The organism is Erythrobacter litoralis, assembly GCF_029760855.1.
Taxonomy (GTDB): Bacteria; Pseudomonadota; Alphaproteobacteria; order Sphingomonadales; family Sphingomonadaceae; genus Qipengyuania; species Qipengyuania litoralis_A.
This window is the reverse complement of the sequence record NZ_SOSI01000005.1, coordinates 78291-93579: the sequence shown is the minus strand read 5'-3', so window position 1 is coordinate 93579 and position 15289 is coordinate 78291. Positions and strand designations below refer to the sequence as shown.

The 15289-nt window shown below is 58.6% G+C and carries 12 protein-coding genes and 1 tRNA gene; 8 read left to right on the top strand and 5 right to left on the bottom strand.

Annotation, left to right across the window (positions count from 1 at the left end; all coding sequences use genetic code 11):
• Nucleotide 1: 1 nt before the first annotated feature.
• From E3U23_RS10565 to E3U23_RS10550, 4 genes are read left to right on the top strand one after another with little or no spacing between them, the layout of a single operon-like run.
• Nucleotides 2-2239, top strand: coding sequence for a GumC family protein (locus E3U23_RS10565; RefSeq protein WP_279351231.1), 2238 nt, complete (start codon nt 2-4; stop codon nt 2237-2239).
• Entirely contained in the window at nt 2239-3390 is a 1152-nt protein-coding gene (locus E3U23_RS10560) for a hypothetical protein (protein ID WP_279351230.1), read from the top strand. Before E3U23_RS10565 ends, E3U23_RS10560 begins: the two co-directional genes overlap by 1 nt.
• Before the next feature lie 25 nt (nt 3391-3415).
• Nucleotides 3416-4720 carry a hypothetical protein gene (locus E3U23_RS10555; RefSeq protein ID WP_279351229.1) on the top strand — a complete coding sequence of 435 codons (1305 nt, stop codon included), beginning with the start codon at nt 3416-3418 and terminating at the stop codon, nt 4718-4720.
• 11 nt (nt 4721-4731) lie between these two features.
• Nucleotides 4732-5649, top strand: coding sequence for a sulfotransferase (locus E3U23_RS10550; protein WP_279351228.1), 918 nt, complete (start codon nt 4732-4734; stop codon nt 5647-5649).
• Nucleotides 5650-5691: 42 nt separating this feature from the next.
• Here the strand turns inward: E3U23_RS10550 and E3U23_RS10545 are convergent.
• Nucleotides 5692-5766, bottom strand: a tRNA-Val gene (locus E3U23_RS10545).
• Between the two features lie 88 nt (nt 5767-5854).
• Nucleotides 5855-6244 (bottom strand): cell cycle two-component system response regulator CpdR, encoded by a 390-nt coding sequence (gene cpdR, locus E3U23_RS10540; RefSeq protein WP_279351227.1) that lies wholly within the window; start codon nt 6242-6244, stop codon nt 5855-5857.
• Nucleotides 6245-6472: 228 nt separating this feature from the next.
• Between cpdR and E3U23_RS10535 the strand changes: the two genes are divergently transcribed.
• Complete coding sequence (locus tag E3U23_RS10535; protein WP_279351226.1) at nt 6473-7315, top strand: N-formylglutamate amidohydrolase; 843 nt, start codon at nt 6473-6475, stop codon at nt 7313-7315.
• 218 nt (nt 7316-7533) lie between these two features.
• Here the strand turns inward: E3U23_RS10535 and E3U23_RS10530 are convergent, their stop codons facing one another.
• Together E3U23_RS10530 and E3U23_RS10525 are read right to left on the bottom strand one after the other, a co-directional pair.
• The gene (locus E3U23_RS10530) at nt 7534-8328 is read right to left on the bottom strand and encodes a SapC family protein (RefSeq protein ID WP_279351225.1); all 795 of its coding nucleotides are present in this window, start codon (nt 8326-8328) and stop codon (nt 7534-7536) included.
• Nucleotides 8329-8408: 80 nt separating this feature from the next.
• A complete protein-coding gene (locus E3U23_RS10525; RefSeq protein ID WP_279351224.1) occupies nt 8409-9854 on the bottom strand; it encodes an FAD-binding oxidoreductase in 1446 nt (481 codons plus the stop codon).
• Nucleotides 9855-10005: 151 nt separating this feature from the next.
• Between E3U23_RS10525 and E3U23_RS10520 the strand changes: the two genes are divergently transcribed.
• Both E3U23_RS10520 and E3U23_RS10515 read left to right on the top strand, forming a co-directional pair.
• Nucleotides 10006-10596: a hypothetical protein gene (locus E3U23_RS10520; RefSeq protein WP_279351223.1), complete on the top strand. Its 591-nt coding sequence runs from the start codon at nt 10006-10008 to the stop codon at nt 10594-10596.
• Nucleotides 10597-10707: 111 nt separating this feature from the next.
• Complete coding sequence (locus E3U23_RS10515) at nt 10708-12048, top strand: DEAD/DEAH box helicase (RefSeq protein ID WP_279351222.1); 1341 nt, start codon at nt 10708-10710, stop codon at nt 12046-12048.
• 42 nt (nt 12049-12090) lie between these two features.
• Here E3U23_RS10515 and E3U23_RS10510 read toward each other — a convergent pair whose 3' ends face one another.
• Nucleotides 12091-14406, bottom strand: a complete 2316-nt coding sequence (locus E3U23_RS10510; protein ID WP_279351221.1) for an ATP-dependent helicase — start codon at nt 14404-14406, stop codon at nt 12091-12093.
• 111 nt (nt 14407-14517) lie between these two features.
• On the opposite strand from E3U23_RS10510, the gene E3U23_RS10505 reads away from it, so the two are divergent.
• Nucleotides 14518-15288, top strand: a complete 771-nt coding sequence (locus E3U23_RS10505; protein WP_279351220.1) for a hypothetical protein — start codon at nt 14518-14520, stop codon at nt 15286-15288.
• Nucleotide 15289: the final 1 nt, after the last annotated feature.

The following is a 15289-nucleotide window of genomic DNA, read 5'->3' as shown; positions in this document are numbered from 1 at the left end:
CGTGGCGACCAATTACGATTTGCGTTCGGTCGAGCCTCTTGGACGGCCCTCTCCGAAGGGGGAGTATCCGGAAGTCCAAAAGAGCGACAGCGATGCCTTTTTCGACATCGATCTACGCCGCGTGTGGGCAGCGATCCGACGAAACATCATCGCGATTGTAGCGATCCTCGTCGCGGCTATTGCACTCGGTATCCTCGTGACTCTTCTGATGCGCCCGATGTATATCGCGAGCGCACGCGTTTTGATCGAACAGCAAGCAGACTCGATTATCGAGGATGCCGAAACGCAGGCAGTCATGCCGGCACAGGAAACTCAGCGTTTTCTTCAAACTCAGGTGGACGTGATCCGCAGTCGCAGTCTTGCCCAACGGGTCGTTGAGGCGGAGAATTTGGCGGAAAGCGAAGAGTTTTACGCAGCTCAAGGCGTCGATCTTCCACAGGAAGAAGATCTTGCTGGCTCGGGCTACTCGGGCTCTCGGGGTCTTGCTCGTTTGCGTGAAGATACGGCCATAGACATGGTCCAGGAAGGTCTTCGAACGGAGCTGCCTGTCGACAGTCGACTGGTGTCCATCCGTTTCGAAAGCGGCGACCCGCGCGTTGCGGCGGAAATGGCAAATTCGATTGCGGCAAATTACATCGAGAGCAATCTCGCTCGCAAATTTGACTCCTCTGCCTATGCCCGGGAGTTTCTGGCGCAGCAACTCGGCGACGCTCGCGACAAGTTGGAGCAAAGCGAGCGGGATTTGAACACCTATTCGCGCGCCGCGGGACTGATCCGCATCAGCGGACAGGGCGTCAATGCCGATCAGGAAACTACTCTGTCGGTCACGAACCAAGCACTCGAGCAACTCAACATTGCTGCGAGTACGGCGACAGCCGAACGCATCGCGGCTGAAAATGCATGGCGAAATGTTGCGAACCAACCGATCATGTCGATCCCTCAGGTGTTGCAAAACCCTGCATTCAGTACACTCATCCGCGAACGTGCCGTAGCCGAGGCGGAATTGGCACAGGAGCGCACGCGTCATCTTGACGATCATCCGAACGTTCAGGCGCTCGAAGCCCAACTCGCCCGGCTTGATGGGCAGGTTCAGCAGACGGGGCAAGCCATCAAGAATTCGGTCCGCTTGTCCTATGAATCGGCCCGTGACCGCGAACAGGAGATACAGGGGCAAGTCGGAGAAATCCGGGATGCCGCATTGGACGAGCAGGATAGAGGCGTTCAGTACAACGTACTGAAGCGCGTGGCCGAAACCGACCGGGGACTTTACAATACGCTTTTGACCCGCTTCAACGAGCTGAACGCTACGGCGGGCGCAACATCGAACAACATTTCGATGGTCGACGAAGCGGAAACACCGCGTGAGCCTTCATCGCCGAATGCGATAATCAATATGATGGTAGCGTTGCTGGGCGGAATGCTATTCGCGGGGGGCTTCGTTTTCCTGAGAGAGCAATTCGACGATGTGTTGCGCACACCCGAAGATGTCGAACGAAAACTTGGTTTGCCGTTGCTCGGTCTTATCCCGAAAACACTGAGCGAAAAGCCCGCCGAAGATCTCGCCGATCCCAAGTCGCCGGTGAGCGAAGCCTACCAGTCGCTCGTCACTAATCTCAGATACAGCACGGGCGAGGGCATCCCCAGAACTTTGACCGTCACTTCCGCGCAAGCGGGAGAGGGCAAAACCACGACCTCAGGCAAACTCGCGCTCGAATTCGCGCAGCTCGGCCGCAACACTCTTCTCATTGATGCCGATCTTCGCCGCCCGACGCTTCATCGTAAGCTCGAAAACACGAAGCAAGAGGGTTTCACCACCGTTTTGGCTGGTGAAAACCGCATCGAGGATGTGGTCGTACAATCGGGAGTTCCCAATCTTTCCTACATGACGGCTCTCCCGATGCCGCCCGATCCGGCCGCTCTGCTCGGAACCACAAGGTTCGACGATCTCATGCACAGCCTCACGCAACGTTACGATTGCGTCGTGTTCGATGCACCACCGATGCTCGGCCTTTCAGATGCACCGACTCTCGCGGCTCATACCGATGCCGTGCTCGTTGTCGTCGACGCTTCTTCGGGCCATCGAGGGGCCGTAAAGGCGGCGTTGCGCCGGCTCGAAATGGTCAATGCCAATGTCATTGGAGCGATCCTGACCAAGTTCAATCCGCGCAATGTCAGCGGCGAATACAGCTACTATGGCAGCGACTATTATACCTACGAAACGAGCGGCGAGCGGGACTGATGCCGATCAGCCCGCTTGGATGGGTATTGCGGGGCGCGCTTTTTCTCGCCATCGCTATTCCCGGCCTACTTTTCCAGGCTGATCGTGAGGCACGCTCCCGAATTAGTCTCGCTGCGATCCTTCCGGTAGGACTGGGCGGGTTTGCCGACGAACGGATGGCGGAGCGACTTGCTCTGGAAGATCCTGCGGTTGCACTGCGTCATGCCGAAGGACTTCTCCGCCATCGGCCGATCGACGCTCACAACCTTGGCATCTATGCCCTGACGGCCGTTGAGGCTGATCACCCAGAGAAAGCCGCGCAAGCCCTGACGGCGGCGTCCACACGTGGTTGGCGCGGTATTTATACGCAAATGTCCATTGCCGGGAGTGCTATCGCGCAGGAGCGGTGGGAAGCTGCGGCGCTACGTCTCGATGCTTTGGCTCGAATGCGAAGCGAGCAGGATACGATCTTCGCCGCGTTAGCTTATTTGCTGGAAAATTCCAGCGGCCGACAGGAACTTTCAAAACGTCTAAATTCCAGTGAGCCCCTCGCTGCGATGATGGCTGAATATGCGCGCATAGATGACCGGCAAGCAATGCAGATCGGTGAAACTCTGGCTATGTCAGAAGCCTCGGGTTCCGAGATGACGTGTCAAAATTACGCAAGGGCGGTGCGCGCACTGTTGGTGCGGGCCGAAGGCGAAGCGGCGCTTCGCGGTTGGCCCGAACGTTGTCGGACCTCTGCGTCCAAAACCTTCGAATTTACTTTGAGCAGCGCTGCGGATGATCCTTTCGCCTGGACCTTTCCCGACACCGCGGGTCTAAGCGTTAGGGACGGAGAAAACGACGGGACGATCGATATTCGAAATCGCGACCCGCTCAGGCGAGAGGCGGCGACTCGGTATCTGGCACTAGCGCCAGGGTCGTACACATTGAAAATAGATCGTGACCGGAGCCTTACTGGATCTGCTCGCCCGGTTGCAGACCTACACATTCTCTTACGATGCGACCGTCGCGCTGGACGGTCTTCGGGCGCCCTTGTCGATGAGGCTTATGTCGAGCAAATTTCTTTCGCTGTCGATGCGAATTGTCGAACGCAATTTTTGTCGCTTACCGTATCCCAAGGACGCGCAGACAATGTGTCTCTTTCGGTCTCTCGTTTGAGAAATTGATCCCGGTAATGTTTGAGTTGGATGTATGAGATTGCCAAAAACTGTGCCGTTCGTGCTTTTGATGGCGATCCCGCGGACGGCAGCGAGCTATGCTGGCTACGTATTGGCGCCATTCCTAATGATTAATTGGCTTGCTCGGCAAAGTTGGGCCCGAGCTTTTTTCCTAGTATTATTTCTTGTCGGATCGCTGGGTATCAATACCGTAATGGGGCAGACCGTCTCGCTAACCGCGTTTCTACTCGAACTTGCGCTGATACTACCTTTTTTGGCCGCAGTTCTCAGCTTTCGGGTAGCGAGACACTTTGATGGACGCAGCTTCATCAGATGGCTCAATGTCGTCGTTGCAGCCATAAGTTTGATAGTTTTAATCTCAATGGGTTTTCCGTGGAAGCTGCCATACATTGATTACCTTCCCGACTATTACAACGGCGGCTTCGGACGGGGTGGAGCAAAAATCGTTACGGTCATCGGTTTCTTCGGGGTGGCAGAAATCTTATCACGAGAACAGAAGATGCGTCGGCAAGATTTGGCGATACTTCTCATTTCGGTCTCGAACTTCATTGTTCCGAATTTCATTTTGGGGATTGTCGCGGGATCCGCTGCATTAGCCGTTTTTGCCCGCCGTAATCAGGCGATTATTCTTGCAGGAGCCGCTGTCGCGCTCGTCGTGGCTCCCTACTTGCAATTCCGCGCGGAATCTAAAAACGACACGTTCAGCCGAACGTATGGCGCGAACCCTAAGCTCTACGCCTTCAAACTTGTTGCCGATCTTTATATTAAAGAACCCCAGACAATTTTGGTGGGCACGGGGATGGGGCAATTTTCTAGCCAACCGGCTATTTGGGCAAGTCCGATCAACTCTATTGTCGGTAGCCACGATGCCCCCGATGTTCCGGGCCTGTTCGCAGGCGATGCCCATATGGCGAACCTTGCGCCAGTCCTTCTTCGCTTCAGCGGGAACCGCTACGCCATCGAGTCTTCGGCGAACAAGCCCTACAGCGGCATCTCGACCATGCTGGCCGAGTTCGGCCTTCCTTTCACGCTACTGGTTTTGTATTCCGCTTATATGTTGCTGTGGCACCGCAGTGGCCATGACCTCGGCAGAGCGACCTTCCTGTTTTTCCTTGCAATGAATTTCCTCGACCCGCAGACGGATTCCCCTTGGTTCGGCGCGTTGATGCTCGCATCTTGCCAAGCGATCCGGGTCGATGCGCGCCGACGACACACGCGCAGCGCACTTGCATACGAACGAGAAAGTGGAATATTTCTCCCACCCGCGTTGCCGCAACGAAAGCTCCCTCGGCCGAATTTCTCTGCGCAGCGTAGCTGAGCTTTCAACCCGTGCCCGATACGCGGTTCCCTGAACTATACCTGGTTGGCGCGGCTAAGGCTGGAACGACGACGCTCGTCGATTTAATGCAAATGCATCCCGATATCGCTTTTCCCCGCGAAAAAGAACCGCATCATTTTTTCTTACGAGATGATCGCAGGCAATGGACGATCCGCGACGGCAAACGCCTTCGCCCTTTAAAAGCAACGTTGCCCTACGCCGATGAGCAAGAATATCTGGGTCTGTACGCCGACATGGCGGACGGTCTGGTAAGAGGCGACGCCAGCACCCAATATCTCGTCAATGAGGCTGCCCCGTCTTCAATTCATGCAGTGCGTGATGACGCGAAGATCGTGACTGTCCTGCGCAATCCGGTAGAGCGAGCTTACAGCGCGTGGGTTCATGCGCGTGCGCGAGGTGAGGACAATCTTTCTTTCGCCGAAGCGATCGACGCCTGCGAGAGAGGTGAGCGCACACTTTCCTTCGCCACGGATTATCTCGAGGAAGGAGTATATGCAAAGCACCTTACCTCCTTCCGCATCCTGTTCGGTTCGAACGTGCTGGTTCTTTTATTCGAGGATATTTTGTCCGACCCCCAGCATGTGCTCGATGAAATTGCCAAATTGGTAGATCGGCCTGCCTTCCAGCTTTCGGAAGGTGAGATCGCGCGACGAAATCCAGGGATTGAAATAGCCAATCCGGCCGCGCGGACATTTCGGCTTATCGCGAAACGAGCACGCCGTAAATTTCCGAGGTTTGTCGAAGCGAAACCCGTCCGCAAACTTTACGACCAGTTCCTGACACGAGCGGGTCAAAAGCCGTTGCCAATGGAAACGAAAGAACGCGAACGACTGCGTGCGTACTACGCTCCGCATAATGATCGTCTCGCCCAGCTGATCGACCGAAATTTGGATCATTGGTCGCGGTAGACCCCAGACCCGATATGCATGCAAGTTCGCTGGGGTGAACGATGGTGGGCGTACCAAGGTTCGAACTTGGGACCCCTGCGATGTCAACACAGTGCTCTACCACTGAGCTATACGCCCACACTATCGTCAATGCCGCGTTTCGGCGGCAGGCGCGGCGTCTAACCAGCCGCTTTGCCGGAGGCAAGCGCTAATATGCGCAAATTCGTTAAACGCGGGCGCTGACCCGTTCTTCAAGAACGCGTTCCACTTCTAGCACCAGATCGCGCAGATGGAACGGCTTCGACAAGACCTTGGCCTGCGGTTGTTCACGGCTTGCCTTGAGCGTGACGGCGGCGAAGCCAGTGATGAACATCACCTTGGTATGTGGGCTGATCTCGTTGCAACGCTGGGCGAGTTCAATTCCGTCCATTTCCGGCATGACGATGTCCGACAGGAGCAGATCATAATTCTGATCTTCCAGAAGCGGGACGGCTTCCGTACCCCGATCCACGGAGTCGACAGCGTAGCCGGCCTTTTCCAGCGCCCGCTCGAGATAGCTGCGCATAGCCTGATCGTCTTCAGCCAGGAGGATTCGCTTTTGCATCGGCTCGTTCATGGCAACGTCGTATAGGCTGCATGGCTTAACAAATCCTGCCGAAACTGGCAATTGTCTCTCGATGACGCACTATGCTTTACAAGCCCGGCGCCGGCCTTAAGCATGCCGGACATGCGAGATGTGCCGGAAATCGCGATTTGTTTGGAAAGTGACGGTCCGTCCGATGCTGCAACTGCCGGACGAAGGACAGGCGAACCGTTCCGAGCGATCGAGACAAGGGCGGCAACGATGCCAATCCTTATCGGTGTGCCGCACGGGGGACGCCGGTATCCAAAGGAAGTGGTCGATACCATGCGGGGCGGGGACCTGACGCGTCGTCGCCTGGAAGACCGACATATCGATACGGTCGCGCTGGCTTTGGCGGCCGAGACGTCTGCCGACGCCTTGCTGGCGAACGTTCCGCGTGCGATCCTCGATCTCAACCGGGCTCCCGATGATATCGACTGGTCGATGGTAGAAGGCAGGCGAGGTCGCGAAAGTTTCCGCCATTCCGCAGCAAACCGACGTGCACGCAGCGGCCTCGGGCTCGTGCCACGACGATTGCCGGGCCTCGGCGAGATTTGGAAAGCGCCTATCGAGGCTTCGGAGATCGAGCGACGGATATCTTTGGTCCATACGCCTTACCATCGCGCGCTCGGCAATATGCTCGCGAATATCAACGACCGATGGGGTGCCGCGCTGCTGATCGACCTGCATTCCATGCCGCCGCTCAAGCAGCGTTATGCCGGGGAGGAACCCGCGGAAATCGTCATCGGCGACCGGTTTGGGGCAAGCTGCCATCCGAACCTGTCTGCTTTCGCCTTGCAGTATCTGGCGGAGCAGGGACGGCGCGTAGCACATAATCGTCCCTATTCGGGCGGCTACGTCCTCGATCGTCACGCTGCACCCCGCCGCGGCATGCATGCAATGCAGATCGAAATCTGTCGTTCGCTTTATCTCGATGCAGAACTCGACCAGCCGACGGCCCGGCTCGGTGCTGTCGTCAAGCTGCTGACCGGGCTCGTACGCGGTCTCGCACGCGAGGTGGCGGATTTAGGCAATACCGCTTCGCAGCCACTGGCGGCCGAATAACTCGCTGTAAAAAAACCACCCCGTGCGCATTGCACGGAGTGGCCAAGGTTCAGGGAGGAGATGCACATCAGTGCATCAAGTCGACGGGCAATGAGGGGAAACGCCGCCGACACTCACTAAATGGTTAAACGCAGCGGCGGTTTCAAGCGTTCTTAGCGGCGAATATTGCACCACCGCAAAGCCGCAACCGTTCACCGCTTTCACCCCGCGGGTGATGGTCAGTTCATTGTCCCGGTCGGAGTCTGTGCTTGCGGCTTCGGCGCCTTACCCTGATGAACCTGTCGGGCGAAGATGGTGCGCATCAAATCGAGCGAGAAAAGGTGAGCATGAATGAGCGGCAAAAGTCCGTTATTGTTCCACTCTTCCAGCTTCTCAGCACTCGTTTCCCGCAGCTTTTCCTGATTGACCATGCGGAAACCGCGATAGATGAAGGGCTGTTCCTGACCGTCCTGCTGGATCGAGACTTCGCCATCCATAAGCAGGTCGGACTTCTTAAGTTCTTCAAGAAACGCTTGCGTGCGCTGGGCGGCCTGTTCGAAATGCTGGCAGAATTCCAGAATGCGCTTCGTCGCATCGGTGGTCTGCGCGCCGTCATCGAACAGTATCTCGCCCTGGTCGAATTCGCCGATCGCATCACTCGTCGGGTCGAAGCACAGTGAAAGCTCGTCGCTATCGGGCTTCAGGCGGGCAAGCATGAAAGGATAACGGCGAACATAAGCGGGAAGATAGACCGGCTCGTCCATCTTGCCTTCTTCGTCGACGAAAGTGTTCACGCCCTCGTTGAGGCCCATCAGGGCAAGGGGAAGCGGATTTTCGCCCGACGAGAATACGATCGGGAAATTACGCTGTGCCTGGACGAACTCATCGACGGTGATGGGTAGGGCGTGCGCTTTTGCAAGCCAAGGCGCCTTGTCGATCGAGCGCGTGCGATACTTGCGATGATCCTGGCTGTTGAGGGGCATCAGGTCGTTGTAGAACAGGGGCAGTTGGGGCTGCTGCGGCGCGCTCGCCATGTGAATTCTCCGAAAAGCGTGAGCTTGAATAAAGCGGGGCGGGCGAGGCTATGTCGTCCTCCCCGAACGACGCGCCGCGCTTAGTGCTTCGCCGCGTCTTGTGCAAGCGGGACCAGCTTGCCCGGATTGAGGATGCCCTGCGGATCGAGTGCGGCTTTCACACTACGCATGACGGCCAGAGCCGCGGGATCGCCCAGCCGCCCGAGTTCGTCGCGTTTGACTTGTCCGATGCCGTGTTCGGCGCTGATCGAACCGTTCCAGTCGGTCACGAGGTCGTGCACGAACCGACTTACCGCCTTGCCCTGCTCCGCTTCCCATTCGCCGCGCTTCGCACCTTGCGGCGCCAGCACATGGAAGTGCACGTTGCCATCGCCCAGATGCCCGAATGCGACGGCGCGCGTGCCTTCGAAGCGCCGTTCGACCTTACTACTCGCCGTCTCGACGAAATCTGCCATTTTGGCGACAGGAACAGAGATATCGTGTTGCATGGCGGGGCCGATAGCGCGCTCGGCCGGGGCGATGCTGTCACGCAGCAGCCAGAAATCGTCCGCCTGCTTTTCGTTGGCGGCGATGGTCGCGTCTTCGAAGAGGCCGCGTTCCATCGCGCTTTCGAGCAAGGTATGGACCGTTTCCTGCAACGTGCCTCCGCTTCTGACAGTGTCGGCGAATTCGATTAGCGCGTACCAGGCGTGATCGCCGTCCAGTGGGTGGCGGGCATCGGGTAGATGAGTGAGCACCGCATCGAGGCTGTGCCTCGGGATGACCTCGAAGCCTTCGAGCGTATTGCCAGCTTCGCGCTCGCACGCGACGAGTAGCGTTCGCGCATCGTAAATACTGGCAAGGCCTACCCACACCACGAAACGCTCTCCGATCGCAGGCAGAAGACCCAAGGTAGCACCTGTCACAATGCCAAGCGTTCCTTCCGATCCGATCAGCAGCTGCTTGAGATCGAACCCGCGATTGTCCTTCTTCAGCGGTGTGAGCGTGTCGATGACGGTACCATCCGCCATGACCGCTTCGATGCCGAGAACCTGCGCGCGCATGGTCCCGTGCCGCAGAACCTGCGTGCCGCCCGCATTAGTGGAGATCAGTCCGCCTATCGTCGCCGATCCTTTGCCGCCGAGCGTGAGGGGAAAGCGCAGGCCAGCCTTGTCCACCGCCTCGTGCAATGTTTGCAAGACCACTCCCGCATCACAGGTTATCTGAAGCGCGTCGACATCGAAGGATCTGATTTCATTCATCCGTCGTAACGACAAGATGATCTGCTCGCCGCTTTCGTCCGGCGTCGCTCCGCCCGACATGCCGCTGTTTCCTCCTTGTGGCACGATCGGAACGCCGTGCCGCGCGCACAATGAGACAAGGGCGGCGACCTCGGCAGTGGAAGCGGGAGAGGCGAGGCCGAAGGCCCTTCCGGTATAGCGACCGCGCCAATCGGTCAGCCACGGATCGACGAGTTCCGGGTCCTGCGTGAAACCGCGCGATCCCAAAAGCTTCGCTATGTCGTCAAGGAATTGGGTACGGTCCATAGCGCTTGGTTTTCGTCCTCGATCGGTCATCTCGAATATGCATGCCGCTCATGCGGAGCAGCGATTAAGCCATCGTTCAATAGCAGATGCTAGCTCGTCGAAGCCACACCGGACGGCGATAGAGCCGGGAACGAGGAGAACGCAACACGGCATGCCGAACCCGCTCGCCTTTCTAGCTTCTCTGGCCTTGCTCGTCCCAACGGGCATCGCGCCAAGTGATCGCACGGTTTCTCCGGAAGATCGGCAGGTACTGCGGCAATCGCGACCAGCCAAACCTCCGGTCGTAGCTCTTCCGTTGTCGGACCGCGCACCGGGCTGGACGCCGCTTCTCGAACCCGCGCAGCCGCGAACCGAGCAGCAGGTTCGGATCGAGCGGCGAGTGATCATAAGAATTTCTCCGATGTCCGGCACGATGCGAAGCTCTTTCCTGCCCGAACAGCCCCGCCCACGATCGCGGCCCCCGCAATTCGTCGAACGTCCGCATCCCGATTGCATCGAAAGCGCAACCATTGCCGCCGTATCGACTCGCGGTAATCGCCTATTGATTCTGACGCGCGACCGGCGGATGGTCACGGCCAAGCTCGAGAACGGGTGCAGTCCGCGCGATTTTTACCAAGGCTTTTACATGGAGCGCAGCAAGGACGGCAAACTCTGCGTCAAACGCGACAAACTTCTGAGCCGCTCAGGTGCGAAATGCGAGGTCGAGAAACTTCATAACCTCGTCGAGGTCACTCCGCTCTAATCGCGCTTTCGGTTGACTTTCGTCCCTTTTCGACGCACAGGCGCGCGACGCTGTCGTCGAATATCGCGACGCGTGTGATTTCCCATCGAACCGAAGGGCGTACCGCTCCGCATGAATTTCGCCGATCTCGGCCTATCCGCAAGCTTGCTGCAAGCCGTTGAAGATGCAGGCTACACCGAGCCGACAGCTATACAGGCGCAAGCCATTCCGCCCGTCCTGATGATGAAGGACATCATCGGCATAGCACAGACGGGTACCGGGAAGACGGCCAGCTTCGTTCTACCGATGATCGACGTGATGGCGGCCGGACGCCGCCGCGCCCTGATGCCGCGCAGCCTCATCCTTGCACCAACGCGCGAACTCGCTGCACAGGTGGCGGAGAACTTCGAGAAATACGGCAAGAACCACGATCTCAAGCTCGCGCTGCTGATCGGTGGCGTGCAGATGGGTGATCAGGTCAAGGCGCTGAATGAAGGCGTCGACGTCCTGATCGCGACGCCGGGCCGGCTGATGGACCTTTTCGAACGCGGCAAGATCTTGCTTAACGGCTGCGAATTGCTGGTGATCGACGAGGCGGACCGGATGCTCGACATGGGCTTCATTCCCGACATCGAATTTATCTGTTCGAAACTGCCGGAAACGCGGCAGACCATGCTGTTCAGTGCGACGATGCCGCCGCCGATCGAGAAACTTGCGAAGAAGTTTCTCAACAATCCGAAGCGCATCGAAGTCAGCCGCGCGGCGACCACCAACAAAGACATCACCGCATTCAAGGTGCCGGTGAAACCGCGCCAGAAACGCGAGACGCTGCGCTGGCTGCTGAATCACGATCATGTGGACACGGCGATCGTCTTCGCCAATCGCAAGACGACCGTGCGCGAGCTCAACAAGAGCCTGCAAAGCCACGGTTTCCGCAGCAGCGAAATCCATGGGGACATGGACCAGTCGAGCCGCATCAAGGAGCTGGACCGGTTCAAGGCGGGCGAGGTCAACATCCTCGTCGCCTCCGATGTCGCCGCACGCGGACTCGACATCAAGGGCGTCAGCCATGTCTTCAATTTCGACACGCCATGGCATCCAGACGATTACGTCCACCGCATCGGCCGCACGGGTCGGGCAGGGGCCAAGGGGCGCGCTTTCACTTTCGTCACCGACGAGGATGCGGAGGCGATCGGCAATGTCGAAAAGCTGACGAAGAACGAGATCCCGGTATTCGGGAAGAGCGATGTGCGCGTCGATCTGGTCGAGAAGAGCACTGCACCGTCCGAAGAAAAGCAGCCGTCTCGCAAACCACGCCGGAAAGACGAAGTTGAAGACCATACGTCTGTTCCTGCACCCAAGCGCGAGCCGCGCCGTGCGCGCAGCCGCGTTGAAAACGGCCAAGACGAGCAAAGTGCTCCTGGTGATTGGAACGGTCCGATCCCGGGTTTCCTCGAGGTCTCTGCAATCTAGGCTTTCGTCGCTTCGTACGAAATTCGTATCAGACCCGAATAGTCACGCTTGATCGGCGAGCTTAACGAAGCTGTCGAGCACGCGCTTCTCGCCCGAAGTCTCGAAATTGATCGTGAGCTTGTTGCCTTCCTGATCGATCACCGCGCCGTAGCCGAACTTGTCGTGAAATACCTGCGCGCCGATCGCGATATCGCCGCGCGGTTTGGCGGCGAAGCTGGCGGCGGAGCGGGTGTTCTCCTTCACCCGGACGGGCGCGGGGTCGTAGCCCGAGGCAAGCGCGCGTTGCCAGCCCGGACCGCGCTTGTCCTGCCGCCCGGGAGCGTCGCGCGCGACATGGGCGAAGGGATCCTCGGTCTCGCTCCAGTTTGCGCGCCATAGCGAAGCACCGCCCGTCATCGTGGTTTCGCTGACGATATGTTCGTCCGGTAAGTCCTCGACGAAGCGGCTAGGAATGGAACTGGTCCACTGGCCGTAAATGCGGCGATTGGCGGCGTGAAGGATGGTGCATCGCCGCCGGGCCCGCGTTATGGCGACATAGGCGAGACGTCGTTCTTCCTCGAGGCTGGCGAGCCCGCCTTCGTCGATCGCACGCTGGCTGGGAAAGACGCCTTCTTCCCAACCCGGCAGGAAAACGTGGTCGAATTCGAGCCCCTTGGCGGCGTGCATGGTCATGATAGTGACCTTCTCGCCATCGCCCGCGCGGTCATTGTCCATGACGAGCCCGACATGCTCGAGGAAATCCCCTAGGTCCTCGTATTCTTCCATCGCGCGTGCAAGTTCGACGAGGTTTTCCGCACGGCCCGCGCTTTCCGCGCTGCGATCCTTGGCGAGCATCTCGTCATAGCCACTTTCGGCCATCACCAAGCGCAAGAGCTCGGACGGCGTGACCTTCTCCGCCTGTTCGCGCCAATGCACGAACAGACTTAACAGACCAACGAGCGTATTGCTCGCCCGCTTCGGCAATTCGTCGCTATCGGCAAGATCGAGGCTGGCGGCGGCAAGCGGTTGCCGCGTCCGGCGCGCATGGCGGCGCATCGCTTCCAGCGTCTTGGCACCAAGGCCGCGCTTTGGTTGATTGTAGATACGCTCGAACGCAAGATCGTCGGCCGGTTGCGCGATTACTCGCAGATAGGCGAGAGCATCGCGTATCTCGGCACGCTCGTAGAAACGAAAGCCGCCGACAATGCGGTAATTGAGGCCGATCTGAATGAAGCGGTCCTCGAACTCGCGCGTCTGATATTGCGCCCGCACGAGGATCGCGACCTGATCCAGCGGGGCGCCTTCGCTCTCCAGCCGCTCGATCTCTTCGCCGACCCGGCGCGCTTCTTCTGGTGCATCCCACACGCCGATGACGCGAACCTTCTCGCCATTCGGCAATTCGGTCCACAACGTCTTGCCGAGTCGGTCGCGATTGGCGTCGATCAGACCCGATGCGGCGGCAAGGATCTGCGGCGTCGAGCGATAGTTCTGCTCCAGCCGGATGACAGCGGCGCCCGGAAAATCCTTCTCGAACTTGAGGATGTTGGCAACTTCCGCCCCGCGCCAGGAATAGATCGACTGATCATCGTCCCCTACCACGCAGATATTCTTGCGTGCCTGCGCCAGCAACCGCAGCCAGAGATACTGGACCTGATTGGTATCCTGATACTCGTCGACGAGGATGTATTTGAAGCGCTTGTGATACTGTTCCAGCACATCGCGATGTTCGCGGAAGATGTTGAGCATGTGCAGCAGCAGGTCGCCGAAGTCGCACGCATTGAGCGCTTTCAACCGGTCCTGATACAGCTTGTAGAACTGCTCGCCCCGACCATTGGCGTAGCTTTCGTTCTCAACCGCATCGAGATCGCCGGGATTGAGGCCGCGGTTCTTCCAGCGATCGATCAGACCGGCAAGCTGGCGGGCGGGCCAGCGCTTCTCGTCGATCTCGTTTTCCTGGATCAGTTGCTTCAGAAGGCGCAACTGATCGTCGGTGTCGAGGATTGTGTAGTTGCTTTTCAACCCGACCAGTTCTGCATGCCGACGGAGCATCTTCGCGCCGATGGAATGGAACGTGCCGAGCCACGGCATCCCTTCCACCGCCGGCCCGATATGCCGCCCGACGCGCTCTCGCATCTCGCGCGCGGCGCGATTGGTGAAGGTCACGCACAGTATCTCGCTGGGCCATGCAGAGCGCGTTGCGATAAGATGTGCCAGCCGCGCGGTAAGCGCAGCCGTCTTCCCGGTACCGGCCCCCGCCAGCATCAGCACCGGCCCCTCGGTCGTCAGGACGGCCTCGCGCTGGGGCGGATTGAGTTTTTGCGCATAAGGAGGCGCGGAAGGTGCCTCCATCGCGGCGGGAAGGGCGGGTTCGCTGCTCATGGAATGGTGAACAGTTAGGGAACGGGGTGCAGTCAGGCAAGGCCGGTTCGGAACCGACGCCCTCCCTTTCGCGTAAACTAGGCAATTCAAAGGAAGAAGGAGTTTTCTCCCATGCGTACATTAATGTTTTCCGGTGCCGCTGCCATCGCGATGATCGCGGCCCCCGCATTCGCCCAATCGACGAGCAACCCCTCCAACACCATGCCATCGACGACCGGGTCGACGATGCAGACCACTGACCAGGCAGACACCATGGAAGACATGGATGGTGAAGCCTATTCGATGTCGACCAGCCAGCAGGGCATGTACGACACGTGGCCGGCAGATCGTCAGACGGCGTACGACAACCTCGATATGGCATCGCAGGAATATTACTGGACGCTCACGCCCGTTCAGACGCGCGCCTGGTGGGTTCTGACCAGCGATCAGCAATCGCGCATCATGCAGATGACGCCGGAACAGCGCACCGCAGCTTGGACTTCAATTGCCGCACAGATGAACGGCAATACGGCGGCTACCGGTTCACAGGGCATGGTGAATGGTTCGGCCAGCACGAGCGGTATGACGAGTAGCTCCACCACCGGTTCGATGAACAACAGCGGCACGACCGGAATGGCGAACAGTTCGACAACCGGCTCGATGACCAGCAACATGGCGGGATCTTCGACCACCGGCACGATGGCATCCGGCAATATGCGTTTCGTTCGTAGCGAAGTAGTTCAAGCGACGCCGGGAGATCAGGGTCCGCCGACCGGCGATCTTCCGATTTGCGAAAGCAACGCGCAGGACAATTGCATCAACGCTTGGGAAGCCGGCGAGCGTGGTCGCGGTGTAACCCGCCCGCTCGATAACTTCCCGGCCGACCGCATGGCCGACGACTAAT

Coding starts and splice junctions, on each gene's coding strand:
- E3U23_RS10520 (WP_279351223.1), top strand. CDS start 10,006: ATGCCGAACCCGCTCGCCTTTCTAGCTTCTCTGGCCTTGCTCGTCCCA.
- E3U23_RS10515 (WP_279351222.1), top strand. CDS start 10,708: ATGAATTTCGCCGATCTCGGCCTATCCGCAAGCTTGCTGCAAGCCGTT.
- cpdR (WP_279351227.1), bottom strand. CDS start 6,244: ATGAACGAGCCGATGCAAAAGCGAATCCTCCTGGCTGAAGACGATCAG.
- E3U23_RS10535 (WP_279351226.1), top strand. CDS start 6,473: ATGCCAATCCTTATCGGTGTGCCGCACGGGGGACGCCGGTATCCAAAG.
- E3U23_RS10510 (WP_279351221.1), bottom strand. CDS start 14,406: ATGAGCAGCGAACCCGCCCTTCCCGCCGCGATGGAGGCACCTTCCGCG.
- E3U23_RS10530 (WP_279351225.1), bottom strand. CDS start 8,328: ATGGCGAGCGCGCCGCAGCAGCCCCAACTGCCCCTGTTCTACAACGAC.
- E3U23_RS10560 (WP_279351230.1), top strand. CDS start 2,239: ATGCCGATCAGCCCGCTTGGATGGGTATTGCGGGGCGCGCTTTTTCTC.
- E3U23_RS10525 (WP_279351224.1), bottom strand. CDS start 9,854: ATGGACCGTACCCAATTCCTTGACGACATAGCGAAGCTTTTGGGATCG.
- E3U23_RS10505 (WP_279351220.1), top strand. CDS start 14,518: ATGCGTACATTAATGTTTTCCGGTGCCGCTGCCATCGCGATGATCGCG.
- E3U23_RS10555 (WP_279351229.1), top strand. CDS start 3,416: ATGAGATTGCCAAAAACTGTGCCGTTCGTGCTTTTGATGGCGATCCCG.